This is a genomic window from Streptomyces sp. LMG1-1-1.1 (genome assembly GCF_040815545.1).
Taxonomy (GTDB): Bacteria; Actinomycetota; Actinomycetes; order Streptomycetales; family Streptomycetaceae; genus Streptomyces.
In genome coordinates this window covers 128,024-142,331 of sequence record NZ_JBFPNH010000016.1, presented here as the reverse complement: position 1 = coordinate 142,331, position 14,308 = coordinate 128,024, and the positions used below count along the sequence as shown (strand labels likewise).

The window sequence follows — 14,308 nt, the reverse complement described above, 5'->3', positions numbered from 1 at the left end:
ACCAAGCGATCAATGCAACTTTAGGGGAATTTTGCACTGCCATGGGATTTGCCACACTCGCGGACGTAATACCCGGACTTCCTGGCGCCCGCGTGACGCCATTTCATTTGCTTGAGGTGGCGCATGCCTACCGGTAAGCCCGATCGGCCGGACCAGTCACCGCTTCCGGAAGAGGAGTTCAGACGGCTGCTGTCCGCGTCGCGCACCTCACTGAGCCGGATCGCCCGTGAGGCGGAGGAGGTCTCGGCCGCCATCGAAGCGGCCACGGCCGGGCTCGTACGGCTCCGCCCGGCGGAGCGGAGCGCGGTCGACGCGGAGCTGATCGTCGGTCAGGACCGGATCGCCGAACTGCTCGACCGGGTACCGTCCCTGGCGCAGGAGGAGATCATCTCCATGCACCCGGGGATCGTGCTCCCGTCGACGGAACTCGCCGACGGGATGCAGCGCAATCACAACCTGCCCGAGGGCGTCGCCATGCGCACCATCCACCTCACGCCGATGAGCCGCGTGCCGCGGGGTGCGATGCACCTCCAGTCGCTGGTCGACCACGGCGTCTCGGTGCGCCTCGCCAACGCCCTCCCGTTCCGGCTCATCATCGTCGACCGGCACTGGGCGATGGCGCCGGCCTCGGCCGCCGAGGGCGAGATGGCGCTGATGCTCTTCCGGGGCGGCAGCATGGTCCAGCTGCTGACCAAGGTCTTCGAGCTCTGCTGGCTCATGGCGTCGCCGCTGGCCGACGCCACGGAGACCGTCGTCGACGAGCCGACGCCCCAGCAGCGGATCATGCTCAGAGCCATGGTGTCGGGCATGAAGGACGAGGCCGTGGCACGCGAACTGGGCGTGTCCATCCGCACCTACCGTCGGCTGCTCGCCGGCCTCATGGACCTCATGGGCGTCGAGTCCAGGTTCCAGGCCGGGGCCAAGGCGATGAGCATGGGCTGGCTCCAGTGATCCGCCGACCCGTCGCCGCCACGGGCTCGTCCCGGAGCGGCGGCGGGCCGGTGTCGGGTCAGGCGTCGACCGGGGCCGCGATCTGGACGCGCTTGAGGTGCCGCGAGGGGTCCTCGAACGCGTTCCGGGAGTGCAGCATCCGCCAGTTGTCCCAGACGATCAGGTCGCGGTGCTCGTAGCTGACCGCGATGTGGTTCTCGTCGTAGATCTCCTTGCCGCGCTCGCAGAGGCGGGCGGCGAGCTCGTCACCCTCGGGCACGATCATGTTGTTGTAGGAGAAGCGGAACACCCGGCCGCCGTTGCGGTTCTCCAGGACGGGGTGCGCGACCCGGACGTCGACGCCGCGCCGCGAGAGGCCGTCGGTCGACTTCCACTCGTACGTCGTGTCGAACAGGCGCTGCCGCTCGTCCTCGGTGAACTCGTCCAGGATCTGGTTGCCGTCGAGCATGGTGGTCTCGCCACCCTCGCCGGAGGCCGGCGTGACGCACCACAGGCCCAGGTAGCGCGGCGGGACGCCGCGGAACTCGTAGCCCTCGCTGTGCGGCAGCAGCGACTTGCGATTCTGCGCGTGATAGGTGTCGTCCATGTCGGGTTCGGGCTTCAGATCGCCGACCACGGTCCCCGTGGGCGTCGGCTGGAAGTCGCCGAGCTCCTTCAGGAACGCGACGTGGTCGAAGGACTTCGGCACGTTGACCACGTGCACGTACCCGTTGTTACCAAGCAGCTGGTGGAACGCGTAGCGGAGGACGCCGTCGGACAGGAGATCCCCGTTGACGTCGGTGCAGGACAGAACGCTATCCGGCAACTTGCTCACGATTCTTAACTTTCCGTTCTTTTGATGGATCGGTCGGCTTCGAGTGCGGTTGCCGGAAGGTGAGACCCGGAGCTGCTTCGGACGTCGCCCCCCCGACGTACGCGCGCTAGCCCCAGATCAGGTCCTCGAGTATCAGGGCCCCGTCCGTCGTGGCGCTCGCCACGTGACGGCCGTTCTCGGCGGCCGGAGCGGCCTGAGCCGCCAGGACCAGCGCCAGGATCGCCGTCGCCGCCAGGTTCGCGGCCACCAGGAAGGATCGCTTCCGGGCAAGCTCGTAGTGGGTGTTGCGGGGGTGCGAATTGCGTGCCATGTTTGTGCTTCCGCTTCTCATGTTCGGGAAACGGCAGCGCCTTTGGTGAGGCGCTGCGAATTACGTAGGTGCTCAAGATTCTTGTGGAGCACCCGAACCGAGGCAAGGCTTCGAGCCTGGCGCGGAGAGGCCGTGGCAGCAATGGGCCGAGGTACCCCCGGCCCCGCTCCCGACGCGCTCAGCCCAGCGGCTCCGGCAGCACGCCGTCGACACCGAGGCCCGGAGCCTCCGGCAGTTCCAGGACCGGACCGCGGTAGGAGACTCCGCCCCGGACGGGAGACGCACCCAGCCACAGCGGGGCGTCCAGGTCGACATGCGTCACCGCGGTGCGGGCGGCGACCACGCTCGCGGCGGCCGTGATGGAGATCTCCGTCTCCAGGGAGCAGCCGATCATGCAGGTCAGCCCGGCCGCCTCGGCGATCGAGATGATACGCAGCACGCCCCGCACGCCCCCGCTCTTCTGCACCTTGATGCTCAGGATGTCCGCCGCCTCCTGGCGCACGACCTCCAGGGCGTCCTGCGGGGTGAGCACGCTCTCGTCCGCCACCACGGGGGTGGCGACCCGCTCCCGCACGAAGCGCAGACCGCGCAGGTCCCGCGCCGCGACCGGCTGCTCGATGAGTTCGATGTCCGCCCCGCGGTCCTCCAGGAGCTGCACCGCCCGCACGGACTCCTTGGCGCTCCAGCCCTGGTTGGCGTCGAGGCGGAGCCGGATGTCGGGACCGACCGCCTCGCGCACCGCCTCCACGCGCCGGACGTCGTGCGCGATGGCGTGACCGACCTTCAGCTTGAGCGCCGTGAAGCCGTCCTTGACCAGCTCGGTCGCCCGCAGCGCCATCTCGTCCGGGGTGCCGAGGCCCACCGTGATGCTGGTCTCCATGGTCCCGTGGCCGCCGCCGAGCGCGCGGTAGAGCGGGGTCCCGAGGCCGCGGGCGAAGGCGTCGTGGAGGGCGATCTCGACGCCGGCCTTGGCGCCGCCGTTCCCGAGGATGCTCCGCTCGACGCGGTCGCAGGTCTCCTCGAGGTTCTCGGTGCGCCGGCCGACGACGGCCGCGCGCAGCGGGCCGTTCAGCGCGGCCACCACGCTCCCCGGGGTCTCACCGGTCACGGCGGGCATGGACACGGCCTCGCCCCACGCCGAGCTGCCGTCCTCCAGGACCAGTTCGACCAGGGTGACGTGGGCCTCGTCGACGGTTCCCCGGATGACCGAGGAGTACGGCATCCGGAGGGGGACCTGACGGTGGTGGACGACAAGGTCGGTGATGCGCATGAACTGCCTTTCCTGTTCTGGTTGAACGTGACGCGTCGGGGCGCGCGACCGGGCACGCGGTCGTACGGCCCCGCCGTCGGATGCGGGAACGTCCCGCCCACGCCGTCCCGCGGCGCTACCGCTCCACGGGGCGGGACAACTGGTGGTAGCCGAAGTCCTGACGGGCGGCGGCCAGCGACCGCCCGGCCAGCACCGCCGCCACGATCCGTTCCTCGCGGTCCCTGATGTCGGCCACCAGACGGGCCACCTCCGCGGCACGGTCCCGGGGCACCACGACCACCCCGGACTCGTCGGCGCAGACGAGATCGCCGGGAGCCACGCGGACGCCGCCCACCTCCACGACGCCGCCCACCTCCCGCATGCGCACCCGGTTCTTCCCCGAGCGCATGAACACGCCGCGGGCCCACATCGGATGGCCCACCGCGCGGCTGCCGCCGACGTCCCGGCACACGCCGTCGATCACGGTGCCGGCCACCCCCCGGTGCCGGGCGACCCGGCTGAGCACGTCGCCCCACACGGTGGCCTCCGTCCGGCCGGCGTTGGCGATCACGACGACGGCCCCGGCGGGCACGTCGTCGAGGAAGTCGCCGGCGGGCCCGGCCTCGCCCTCGCGCACCGGCTCGAAGCGGACCGTGAAGGCGGGCCCGGCGACGAAGCCCCGGCCGGAGAGGTGGCGCAGCCCCGGCACGCAGCCGTCGATCCGCAGCATGTCCAGCGCGTCGCTGACCGCCGCCGTGTCGGCGGCGACGAGCTCCGCCGGTACCGTCGCCGACTCGTTCACGGCGTGCTCCCCGAGACACGGACGGACAGTTTGCGCCCGCCCTGGAAGACGTTCACGCGGTCACCGGTCGAGGCCTTCGCCCCGAATCCGACGAACCGCCCGCCCCAGACGAACGAGTCGAGGCTCACGGCCATCGGCACCGTCCTGCCGTCCTCGCACAGCACCGGGCAGGTCAGCGGCGGCACGTACTCCTGGAGCAGGCGGTCCTGCGCGGCCCCGGCGGCGACGGCGTCGCCCCAGACGTCGCCGCGCGTCGCCCGGCCCACGAGGACCCCGTCACCGCGGATGTCGTACGGCTCCTTGAGGACGAAGTCCGACGCCCGGGCCCGGATCTCCGCCTCGGGCGGCAGGCCGCTGCCCCCGCGCAGGGCGCGGGACCAGGGGAGGACCTCCGCCACGAGCGAGCGCTCGGCCGCGTCGAAGCGGTCGGCGAACCGCGGGTCCTGCACCAGGGCGAGCGCCAGCTTGCTCTCCGCCACGTAGCGGGCACCCATCGGGTTCAGGTGCAGGAACCCCTCGTGGGCGAGGGCCAGGCACCACCGGTCGACCAGGTCCGCGGAGTCCTCCACGAGCCCGCGCCACAGCACGGTGTTCACCTTGTTCCAGCACAGGTCGGCCGGCCGGCCGGCGAACCGCACGGAGCCGTCGACGAGCTCGATCTCGCGGGGGTCCGCCAGGAACGCCGTGGCGCCGAGCGCGTTCAACTGCGCCACCAGCTCGACGGGTTCGACGCCGGCGGCGCCCCGGGGCTGGAGCACGGCCACCCGGACGCCGGCGGAGGGCGCGCCGTGCCGCCCGGCCTGCGCCAGGAGATGGGCGGCGAAGGAGCGGTCGTCCCGGAAGGCGAAGTCGCCGGGGTCGCCGCCGTCGAGACCCAGCTGCCGATGGACGTCCGCCACGACGGCGTTGATCCGCGGGGTGAAGACGGCGCCCGCCGGGGCGTCCGCGTTGTTCTCCAGGAACCGCGGCCGACCGGTCCTGGCGTCCACGTAGCCGTCGATCCGCGCGACGGAGACCCGGTCGAGGGCGGCGTCACACGCGAGGATCAGCCGCTCCGCGGCGGGGGAGAGGCCGAAGAACGCCCGCACCTCCGGGTCCGCGCGGTACAGCGCGAGCACCTTGTCGAGGAGCGCGACATAGGCCTCGACTCGGGACACGTGGTCCGCGACGCGCGACGCCTCGACGAACAGCGCGCTCGGCGAGAGGGGGAAGGGGCGGTTGCGCAGCGGCGGGCCGGCCTCGACGAGCTCGGAGGTCAGGCGCAGCGCCCGGTCGGGGTACCGCGCGAGTTCGGCGGTGGTCACCCCGGTCCTGATCCAGTCAATCAACGGGGCTCCACGACACGTCGGTGGCCGGGACCTCGCCCCGTACCTCGGCGAAGTACCGGTCCACGAGGCGGCCCGTGACCGGGGACGCCGGCCACTCCCGTACCCCGGCGGCGTCGATCGCCCGCACGGTCGCGAACTCCAGGCCCGTGCCGCACAGGAACACCTCGTCGGCACCGCGCAGCCGGTCCGCGTCGATCGCCGCCGGCGCGGCCGGGATGCCGAGGGTCCGGCACGCGGCAAGCACCCAGGCGCGGGTGACGCCCGGCAGGACGCCGTCGCTGAGCGGCGGCGTGCCGAGCACGCCGTCGTGGACGGTGCACAGGGTCGCGGTCGGGGCCTCGGCCACATGGCCCTCGGGCGTCGTCAGGAGGCAGCCGTCGTATCCGGCGGCCTTCGCCTCCATCAGGGCGACGCGTGAACCGGCGTACTGGGAGATGCTCTTGGCGTGGGTGGGCAGCACGGCCGCGGACGGCCGCTGCCAGCCGCTCACGTGCAGCCGCATGCCCTCCGACCGGGCCAGCCAGCGCTTGCGGCCCATCGGGCGCACGGTGACGGTGAGCGCCGAGCGGACCGGGGCGTCGATCAGGCCGGGGCCGTCCGCGCTGACGCTGATCCGGCAGTAGGCGTCGTCGGTCAGGCCGTTGAGGTCGGTCAGCTCGTCGACGATCTCCGCGAGCCGGTCGACACCGGGGTCGGGGAGCCGCATCGCGTCCATCGACGAACGGAGGCGTTCCACGTGCTGGGCCAGCAGCCAGGGCCGCAGCCCGCCGTCGGCGCGCCGGTAGAGCCGTACGCCCTCGAAGACCGACAGTCCGTAGCGCAGCGCCATGCTGTCGACCCGCAGGGCCGCCTGGTCGGCGGGGACCGTGCGGCCGGCGTGGAACACCGTGTCCGCGGGTCCGGCGCCGTTCCGGGGGTCAGGCGTTGTCGTCATCACTGCCCTGGTACCTGAAGACCGGCTCCGACGGGTCGTAGCCCGCGGCGAGGATCATGTCGAAGTGCCGGTGGCGCAGTTCGAGGGCGCGCGCGAGGGCGGTGCGGGCCCCCTCCTGTAGCTCGGGCGTCGTGCAGTAGCGGCGCAGCAACTCCCGCGCGGCGTCGGCGTGTTCGTCCTCCAGCTCGCTCACCGCGTCGGCATCGTGGTCGGCCGAGGCGTGGTGCACGAAGAACTCGAGCCCCGACGCGGGGAGCGCGTACACGTCCCGCATGACGGAGAGCATGCTGTTCCCGCCGTCGCTGACGATCGGGGGCTGGCCCTCCATCAGCAGCAGCACGGAGGCCACACCGGCGGTGAAGTGGACGTCGGAGTTGCACACCGAGACGTTGTGCTCGATCACGGCCCGGGTCTCGGGCCGCGGGTCCTCGGTCGACAGCGACTCCCGGGGCACGCCCACCGAGACACCGAAGTCGGCGAACGTCTCCAGGTGGCGCTTGCTGCCGCTGAGCGCGCCGGTCTCCTCCTCGTAGACGTTCTCCACGAGGAGCGCACGCAGGCGGTAGTCCTCGATGCGCGAGGCGATGCCCAGGATGTTGCGGGTCCACATGCTCTTGATGGGCCAGCGGTGGCGTACGAACTCGGCGAGCAGGCGCTCGGTGGCCTTGCCCGTCAGGATGGTCTGGTACAGCGGGCTGGTCATCTTCCGGCGCTCGCGGATCATCCGGTCGAGGCCGTCGACGAAGTCGGTCACGTCACTTCCGTTCTTCGAGGGTCAGGGAGGGTGGGGGTGTCCGTGTCCCCGGTGCGGTCCGGCCCCCGGTGGGGGGCCGCGTCGACGAAAGCCAGGATGTGGTCGAGCGACCGCGAGAAGAGGGGCTCGGCCTGGTCGATGTCCAGGTCGAACACGCCGGCGGCCCAGGCCGCCGACTCCTGCCGCCGTCGCGTCGCCGTCTCCTCCCGCAGGACCTCCGCCAGCGGGGCCAGCGGCCGGAGCGTGAAGTCGTGCCGGCCACGGGACCGCAGGTAGGCGAGCAGCAGCTCCAGGACGAGGTTGCCGCCGCCCTTGCCGATCCCGTCGAACGACGCGTCGACGTGGGAGGCCCCCGCACGCAGTGCGGCCAGGGTGTTGGCGAGGGCGAGCCGCAGGTTGTCGTGCCCGTGGAAGCCGATCGGCACGGGCACGGCGGCGCACAGGGCCCGTACGAGCTCGTCGGCCGAGTCGGGGGTCAGGCTGCCGTTCGAGTCGGCGACGTACAGGGTGCCGGCGCCGAGCTCGGCGGCCGCCGCGGCGGCCTCGACCACCGCGTCCAGGGCCTCCGAACTGACCCGGGTCAGGTTGACGGCCGTCTCCAGACCGGCCCGGCGGGCCCGGTCGAGCACCGGCCCGATCTCCCCGGCCCGCGCCACGGCGACCGGGAACCGCACCGCCCCCACGCCGTGACCGGCGAGCGCGGCCCAGTCGGGCTCGCCGCCGAACGGCTTCACCATCATGACGACGGTGGCCGGACCCGCCGCCGCGACGAGCTCGCCCAGCAGCACGCGCGAGGGGAACCCGGCCCCGGCGTTGGCGTACCCGACCTCGATCCGCCGGACCCCGGCGGCCGCGACGGCCCCGACGACGGCGTGCGCCTGGTCCGCCGTCCACGCGTGGCCGTTGAGGTAGCCGCCGTCCCGCAGCGTCACATCGGTCACCCGGACGTCGGCGACGCGTTCGGGCGTACCCGGCAGCGGCCGGGCGAGCGCGGACCCGGTCATCCGGACATCACCCGCTCCAGTACGTCGTACACCTCGACGAGTTCGTCCAGGCCCACCCGCTCCCGCGGGCCGTGCGCCAGTTCCGGGTCACCGGGGCCGAAGTTGGCGGCGGGCACGCCGAGTTGGGCGAGCCGTCCGACGTCCGTCCAGCCGAGCTTGGGCCGCACCCGCTCCCCGACGAGACCGCTCAGCCGGGTCAGTACGCGGTGGCCGAGGGACGGCGGCGCGGCGGGCGAGTCCAGCGTGACCTCAAGGTCCCGCGCGTCCGGCCCGAGGAGCTCCCGGAGCTCGGCGAGCACCTCGTCCCTGGTGCGGTTCGGGGCGTAGCGCGCGTTCAGGTGCACCACGCACCGGTCCGGCACCACATTGCTGTCGCCGCCCGCGGCGACCCCCACCACCTGCAGTGCCTGGGGGTAGCGCAGGCCGTCCAGCGTCACCACCTCAGGCTTGTGGGAAGCACAGCGCTCCACGGCCGGCAGCGCCACCTCGACGGCGTTGACGCCCTGCCAGGGGCGGGCGGTGTGCGCGGCACGGCCGTGGAACGCGGCACTGACCCGCAGGCTGCCCTGGCAGCCCGGCTCCAGCCAGCCGCCGGTGGGTTCCAGCAGGATCGCCGCGTCGGCCCGCAGGAGTTCGGGGTGCAGACGGCTCAGGCGGTGCATGCCGCTGCGGTGGCTGCCGACCTCCTCCTGGTCGTAGAAAACCAGCGTGCAGTCGTGCTCCGCCCCGCGCACCGCGTGCTCGGCGAGGCGCAGCAGGACGGCGAGGCCGCCCTTCATGTCGACGGCGCCGCGTCCGGTCACCGCGCCGTCCACCAGCTCCGCCGGCTGCGGCGGGACCGTGTCCGGCACCGTGTCCAGATGCCCCGCCAGCAGGACCCGCCGGTCGCGGCCGAAGTCGCTGCGGGCGACGACCGCGTCCCCGAGGCGGAACACCTCGAAGAACCCGAGCCGGCGCAGCCGCTCCTCCACGAAGTCCGCGACGGCCGCCTCGGAACCGCTCACGGACGGCATGCGGATCAGGCGCAGCGTGAGCTCGCCCAGCTCCTTGGCCCGCTCCGCGGCGCCGGGGCGGCCCGGAGCACCCTGCGGCGTCACAGCGCCCCGCTCGTGTCGGGCCCGTGGAAGGTGCCGCCGACGCGCGCGCCGGCGCCCATGCTGACCACGCCCACGTCCGGGTCGGCCACGCCGCGCACGATCGCCCCGGCGTAGCGGTCGCCCGCCATGAAGACACCCCAGTTCAGCACGCTGGGACCGGCGACATCGCCTTCGGTGAACGTCTCCGGGGCCGGCGCGACACGGCGCTGCACGACGAACGGGCTGCGCAGCGCGTCGTCGAGGGCCTCGCGCCACTCCGCCGCGCTCATCAGCCAGCCGGCCGCGAAGCCCGTGCCGCCGTGCAGCAGGCTGGGCTTGAGCACCAGGTCGGCACGGTTCTCCACGCAGTACGCCTCCAGATCGACGTACGCGCCGCCCACCTCGACCTCACCGCGGTGCACCCGCCGGGTCCAGGGGACGAAGCGGTCCACCAGAGCGAGGTCCTCGGGGGACAGGGACTGCCGCACCCGCTCGTCGCCGAGCAGCGCCAGCGCCCGCTTGTTCCCGTACATCTCGGTGTCGAGGGGTGCGAAGACCGTGACGCCGCCGTTCTCGTGACAGCGCAGAACGGGGTCGATCAGCTCGAGTTCGCCCTGCTCCTCCAGCAGGTCCTCGATGATGAAGAACCGGTAGACGATGTCCACGGGACGGTCCCCGACGTACAGCCGCCCGTCCCGGGAGTCGAGCTGCCCGGTGTGGCAGGCCACCGCGTCGATGCCGTACGCGCCCAGCAGCTCGGCCATGAAGCCGAGCCTGCGCTCCAGCCCCGTGAAACTGCTCGGGGTGTCGACGATCGCGACGAACGGGCGGTCGCCCCAGTACGGCGCCGTGTGGGTGTCCAGCATGACGCGGACGATCTCGCCGAGGGTGTCGACGTGCCGCAGCCGCTCCCGCTCCGCGAAGTCGGCGATCGCCGGCACGTCCCGCAGGGCCCGGTTGATCTCGGCGTTCTCGAAGCCGCCGAGGGCGCTGCTGATGTTGAACTCCAGCAGCCGGAAGCCCTCGCCGTCGTGGTACAGGTCCGCCCGGCCCAGCGGCACCGGCGGGCGGTCCGCCGTCCTGCGCACCGCGTCGGCCTGCGAGGGCGTCATGCCGACGAGCTCGCAGTAGCGGGCCAGGTCGCCGTCGGCCACCAGATCCGGCAGGGCGGTCAGCAGCCGGAAGACGCCGGCCAGGTCGCTGCCCAGACCCTCCTGCTGCGCATGGTCGAGGAAGACGGGACGGCTCAGGAACGCCCCGCCGTAGGCGACGCGCAGGAGTTCGGCGTCCACGGTCTTCCGCACGGCGTCGCGGACCGCCGAGTCGTCGACGGATGCCACGTACCGCTGGGTGAGCTGGTTGGTCACGACTCTTCCTTCGTGGTGTGGCTCTCGGGAGTGGGCGCGGCGGCGGCCGCGGGCGCCGGCGAGCCGCCCGGCCGGGACGCGACGTGCCGGAGGCCGAGGAACCAGGCGGCGGCGGTCGTCAGCACGCTGAGGACACCGGCGCCCAGGAACACCGGCGCCGGATCCCCGTGGTTCATCGTCGTCAGCGCGCCGCCGACGAGGGCCCCGACCGGGCTGGCGACCAGGGCGGTCACCCGGGCCGTGGCGGTGACCCGGCCGAGCAGGTGACGGGGCACGACGCTCTGGCGGACGGTGCGGATGATGACCACCGCGAGCACCGCCGAGGCGCTCATCGTCAGGTTCAGGAGCAGCAGCGGGACCAGCGACGTCGCCACACCGAGACCGGTCAGGGCGGTGCCGAGGCACGCCGCGCCCAGGGTGATCAGGACCTCGTGGCGCACCTTGCCGCCCAGCCGGAAGGCGGCGGCCGCGCCCAGCACTCCGCCCACCCCGCCGGCGGTGACGACGATGCTCACCGCGGAGTCCCCGAGCTGGAGGGTGTTGCGGACGTAGAACACCAGGAGCGTCGCCACGGCCAGGAACAGGTTCGCGCTCGCCTGCAGGCAGGTGATGACGAGGACGATCCGGAGCGAACGCAGGCACCGCATCCCCTCGGCCAGGTCCTTGCCGATCCCGCGCAGGGCCACCGACAGCGGCACGGACGGCGCCGCGCCGGACTGGTCGCCCTTCAGGACGCTGAACACCGTGGCGAACGACACCACGAACGTGCTCGCGGTGACCAGGAGCGCCGCCTGCAGCCCGACCACGGCCGTCAGGACGCCCACCAGACCGGGGCCGACGATCTGCGCGCTCTGGTTGGCCGCCTCAAGGAGGGAGTTGGCCCGGACGAGCCGGTCCTCCTCCACGTTGTCGCGCACGGCGACGGCCAGCGCCGTCTCGAAGAACACCCCCGCCGCCGCGGCCACGAAGGCCAGCGCGAGGATCACCGGGACCTGGAGCAGGGACAGCGCGCCCAGCGTGGCGAGCGTCGCGAAGACCGCGAACCGCACCGCGTCCATCACCAGCATCACGGTGCGCGGGTTCATCCGGTCCACCAGCGCACCCGCCGGCAGGCCCACCGCCAGATACCCGACGGTACGGGGGATCGCGGCCAGGACCGCGGCCGAGGGACTGCCGCTGATCTGCAGGACGAGCAGGGGGATGGCGAGGATCGCGAGACCGTCGCCGACCAGCGACACCGTCTGGCCGCCCAGGAAGATCTTGAAGGCCAGTGCGGAGGGCCGGGCGGGCGCCACCGGAGACGGGGCGAGCGCCACTCAGGCCACCGCCTCGACCAGGGCGCCGACCACCTGGCACGCCTGGCTCATGGTCAGGGTCGCGAACCCCGCCGGCTCGACCGGCTCCCCGGCCGGCAGCGGCCGACCGTCCGGCGAGAGCCGGTCGCCCCACCTGATCTGCCGGCGGAACGCCGCCGACAGCTCCGCACCCTCGGCCGCGAGCCATTCGGCCACGACCCGCTGGATCTCGGGGGCCGTCCGGTCCACCCGCTCGGGCCAGGCCGAGATCGCCGTACGGACCCGGGTGAGCAGGTCCTCGACCAGCTCCACGTCGCGCGGCTCGCGCGAGGACGGCCACAGCAGGAACGGCGCGGTGGGCGCGATGACGAACAGCAGGGGAGCGGCCCAGGAGAGGTCGCGCACCACGGCCTCGTACATCCACCTGGTCTTCTTCGCGCCGCTGAAGAAGTACCCGCGGCGCTGCGGCGGGTAGCCGCCCATCGCCAGGGCGCCCCACTGCACGTGCACGTCGAAGTCCCCGCAGACCGGGGGCTGTCCCGGCTCGCGGTGGGTGCCGAGGACCGCGTAGAGCAGGGTGACCGCGTCCACGGACAGCAGCGGCGCGTGCGGCGGCGGCGCGGCGTCCGCGACCGTGAACCGCTCGGCGGTGACCGCCGCCCGCGCGGGCAGCAGGCTCGCCGCGACGAGCGCCTCGGCCGTCGGGTAGGTGACGGGACCCAGCCGGTAGCCCGTTTCGTCCAGGGTCGGCTTGAAGCGCTCCACGGTTCCGTCGCGGTGGACGATCCGGTCGAACACGAAGGCCAGCGCCCGGGAGTCCGGGCCGGCGGCGCGGAGCAGCGTGAGCAGCACCTCCGTGACCCGATCCTCGTCGCCGGTCAGCAGGTCGGAGTGGAACGTCGCGTCGGGGAAGTGCGCGCGCATCCGGCGCCGGTGCAGCTCGGTCAGGGGCAGCCGCTCACCGTCCCACTCGGTCTCCGCGTACGGGACGAACAGCGAGCCCTCGCCGTCGTGCCGCACCATGCCGTCCGGCGACCAGCGCCGGAGCGGGAGCCTGCCGCGCACACCGGCGTCGATCACGGAGCCGGGCAGGAAGAGGGTGTCACCGCTCGCGAGGGCGGTGTCCTCGGTCTGGTTGAAGTCGTAGAGGAGGGGGCGGGCGAGCCCCGGCGTGCGGCAGACCACCCGGTTGTAGTCCAGGACGGTGCTGCGCCCGGAACCGATGTCGCCCCAGTCGGCCAGGTGCCCGGTGCGGATCGGGGTCAGCGGCAACGCGGCGATCGACGCGGTCAGTTCGGCCATGGGGAGCTGTGCTCGGCCCATGTGGCGGGCCACGAATCCCGAGCTTCCCGACCGGAGTTCGCCCCATGCCTCCTGGTCGAGGCCGATCTCCACCAGGCCGTGCGGGTCCAGAGCGAGTGCCGTGGTCATCGGGCGGACGCCAGGTCCAGGACGGCCCGGCCGAGGATGCGCGTGACGTCGTGCACGTGCGGCGGGAGTTCGGGCAGCAGCGGCGACAGGTCCGTGCAGCCGACGACGACGCCGTCCCCGGATTCCGTCCACGGCCCTTCGATGGCCTTGCGCAGCTGGGCCGAAGCCTCCAGGACACGACCGGACTTGACCATCTCGACGCATTCCTGGATCTCGCGCTGCGTCGCGGGGTCCGGATAGACGGGGGTGAGGCCCGCGTCCACCAGGGCCCGGTGCAGCAGGCCGAGCTTCAGGGCGCCGTCGGTGGCGGCGAGGGCGGGGCGCAGGACGCCGGCGTCCCGGAGACCGGAGGCCACGACCTGGAGCATGTCGACCACGGGAACGTCCACCGCGGCCGAGACCTCGGCGTAGTACGCCTGGGTGGTGACGGAGGGCATCGCGATCAACTGGGCCCCGGCGTCCTGGAGTCGCCGCGCCACCGACTGGAGCTGCGCCACCGGCGAAGGCCCGTCGGACAGGAGGTGGTCGAGCCGACTGGGGATGGCGGGGCTGGACAGGAGGAGGACCTCCGGGTGCTCCTGGTCGCTGCCGGCCGCCGTCAGCTCGACGAGACGCATGTAGAAATTAGCGCAGGCAAGCGGCCCAAGCCCGCCGATAATGCCTATCTTCTGCCAGTGGTCTATCGCCGCGTTACTCACGTAGTTCAGCCTGCTTCGGGCAGCGGCCGGAAAACAACCCCAAACCGGTGGCATATGACGGTCATGGCGCATAAGTGTCAACGGGCAAGCGGTGCAAACCGGGCATCCCGCAAGGTGTTGCGTAAGAATGTTGACGGCTTTCAGACTTGAGTATTACGTTGATCGCCACTTCACGCTCGACGCCGGGGGAACGGCGTAATGGGGCGCACCGAATCCTTGTCCCTGATGGTGCAGCGGCTACCGGGTGGGCACGTCCGAACGCTCGGACGGCGGCGTTTTAACCGGCATCGGAGAG

The 14,308-nt window shown here is 72.6% G+C and carries 14 protein-coding genes; 1 reads left to right on the top strand and 13 read right to left on the bottom strand.

The window, feature by feature from the left end:
- Positions 1 to 123 precede the first annotated feature (123 nt).
- A complete protein-coding gene (locus MRBLMG1_RS07945) occupies positions 124 to 951 on the top strand; it encodes a helix-turn-helix transcriptional regulator (RefSeq protein ID WP_367822133.1) in 828 nt (275 codons plus the stop codon).
- Positions 952 to 1,009: 58 nt separating this feature from the next.
- On the opposite strand, the gene MRBLMG1_RS07940 is transcribed toward MRBLMG1_RS07945, so the two are convergent.
- The 13 genes from MRBLMG1_RS07940 to MRBLMG1_RS07880 all read right to left on the bottom strand — a co-directional run bounded on the left by MRBLMG1_RS07940 (position 1,010) and on the right by MRBLMG1_RS07880 (position 14,067).
- Complete coding sequence (locus tag MRBLMG1_RS07940) at positions 1,010 to 1,765, bottom strand: TauD/TfdA dioxygenase family protein (RefSeq protein WP_367822132.1); 756 nt, start codon at positions 1,763 to 1,765, stop codon at positions 1,010 to 1,012.
- A gap of 106 nt (positions 1,766 to 1,871) precedes the next feature.
- Entirely contained in the window at positions 1,872 to 2,075 is a 204-nt protein-coding gene (locus tag MRBLMG1_RS07935; RefSeq protein ID WP_367822131.1) for a hypothetical protein, read from the bottom strand.
- A 178-nt stretch (positions 2,076 to 2,253) separates the two neighbouring features.
- Positions 2,254 to 3,345 (bottom strand): dipeptide epimerase, encoded by a 1,092-nt coding sequence (locus tag MRBLMG1_RS07930; RefSeq protein ID WP_367822129.1) that lies wholly within the window; start codon positions 3,343 to 3,345, stop codon positions 2,254 to 2,256.
- 115 nt (positions 3,346 to 3,460) lie between these two features.
- Complete coding sequence (locus MRBLMG1_RS07925) at positions 3,461 to 4,126, bottom strand: RraA family protein (protein ID WP_367822128.1); 666 nt, start codon at positions 4,124 to 4,126, stop codon at positions 3,461 to 3,463.
- Positions 4,123 to 5,454 carry a hypothetical protein gene (locus tag MRBLMG1_RS07920; protein ID WP_367822126.1) on the bottom strand — a complete coding sequence of 444 codons (1,332 nt, stop codon included), beginning with the start codon at positions 5,452 to 5,454 and terminating at the stop codon, positions 4,123 to 4,125. The genes MRBLMG1_RS07925 and MRBLMG1_RS07920 overlap by 4 nt, the downstream gene beginning before the upstream one ends.
- The gene (locus MRBLMG1_RS07915) at positions 5,447 to 6,388 is read right to left on the bottom strand and encodes an aminotransferase class IV (protein WP_367822125.1); all 942 of its coding nucleotides are present in this window, start codon (positions 6,386 to 6,388) and stop codon (positions 5,447 to 5,449) included. The genes MRBLMG1_RS07920 and MRBLMG1_RS07915 overlap by 8 nt, the downstream gene beginning before the upstream one ends.
- Positions 6,372 to 7,142 (bottom strand): TenA family transcriptional regulator, encoded by a 771-nt coding sequence (locus tag MRBLMG1_RS07910; protein WP_367822123.1) that lies wholly within the window; start codon positions 7,140 to 7,142, stop codon positions 6,372 to 6,374. Before MRBLMG1_RS07910 ends, MRBLMG1_RS07915 begins: the two co-directional genes overlap by 17 nt.
- The gene (locus MRBLMG1_RS07905) at positions 7,139 to 8,146 is read right to left on the bottom strand and encodes a hypothetical protein (RefSeq protein ID WP_367822121.1); all 1,008 of its coding nucleotides are present in this window, start codon (positions 8,144 to 8,146) and stop codon (positions 7,139 to 7,141) included. The genes MRBLMG1_RS07910 and MRBLMG1_RS07905 overlap by 4 nt, the downstream gene beginning before the upstream one ends.
- Positions 8,143 to 9,243, bottom strand: coding sequence for a succinyl-diaminopimelate desuccinylase (gene dapE, locus MRBLMG1_RS07900; RefSeq protein WP_367822120.1), 1,101 nt, complete (start codon positions 9,241 to 9,243; stop codon positions 8,143 to 8,145). Before dapE ends, MRBLMG1_RS07905 begins: the two co-directional genes overlap by 4 nt.
- Complete coding sequence (locus tag MRBLMG1_RS07895; protein WP_367822118.1) at positions 9,240 to 10,589, bottom strand: hypothetical protein; 1,350 nt, start codon at positions 10,587 to 10,589, stop codon at positions 9,240 to 9,242. Before MRBLMG1_RS07895 ends, dapE begins: the two co-directional genes overlap by 4 nt.
- The gene (locus MRBLMG1_RS07890) at positions 10,586 to 11,905 is read right to left on the bottom strand and encodes an MFS transporter (RefSeq protein WP_367822116.1); all 1,320 of its coding nucleotides are present in this window, start codon (positions 11,903 to 11,905) and stop codon (positions 10,586 to 10,588) included. The genes MRBLMG1_RS07895 and MRBLMG1_RS07890 overlap by 4 nt, the downstream gene beginning before the upstream one ends.
- Complete coding sequence (locus tag MRBLMG1_RS07885; protein ID WP_367822114.1) at positions 11,906 to 13,315, bottom strand: DUF6025 family protein; 1,410 nt, start codon at positions 13,313 to 13,315, stop codon at positions 11,906 to 11,908.
- On the bottom strand, positions 13,312 to 14,067 hold the full coding sequence (locus tag MRBLMG1_RS07880) for an aspartate/glutamate racemase family protein (RefSeq protein ID WP_367822170.1): 756 nt from the start codon (positions 14,065 to 14,067) through the stop codon (positions 13,312 to 13,314). Before MRBLMG1_RS07880 ends, MRBLMG1_RS07885 begins: the two co-directional genes overlap by 4 nt.
- Between the last annotated feature and the right edge of the window lie 241 nt (positions 14,068 to 14,308).

Bases quoted from the DNA above. Each gene is read 5' to 3' on its own strand.
- MRBLMG1_RS07945 (WP_367822133.1), top strand. From the start codon at position 124: ATGCCTACCGGTAAGCCCGATCGGCCGGACCAGTCACCGCTTCCGGAA.
- MRBLMG1_RS07915 (WP_367822125.1), bottom strand. From the start codon at position 6,388: ATGACGACAACGCCTGACCCCCGGAACGGCGCCGGACCCGCGGACACG.
- MRBLMG1_RS07885 (WP_367822114.1), bottom strand. From the start codon at position 13,315: ATGACCACGGCACTCGCTCTGGACCCGCACGGCCTGGTGGAGATCGGC.
- MRBLMG1_RS07935 (WP_367822131.1), bottom strand. From the start codon at position 2,075: ATGGCACGCAATTCGCACCCCCGCAACACCCACTACGAGCTTGCCCGG.
- MRBLMG1_RS07930 (WP_367822129.1), bottom strand. From the start codon at position 3,345: ATGCGCATCACCGACCTTGTCGTCCACCACCGTCAGGTCCCCCTCCGG.
- MRBLMG1_RS07905 (WP_367822121.1), bottom strand. From the start codon at position 8,146: ATGACCGGGTCCGCGCTCGCCCGGCCGCTGCCGGGTACGCCCGAACGC.
- MRBLMG1_RS07880 (WP_367822170.1), bottom strand. From the start codon at position 14,067: ATGCCACCGGTTTGGGGTTGTTTTCCGGCCGCTGCCCGAAGCAGGCTG.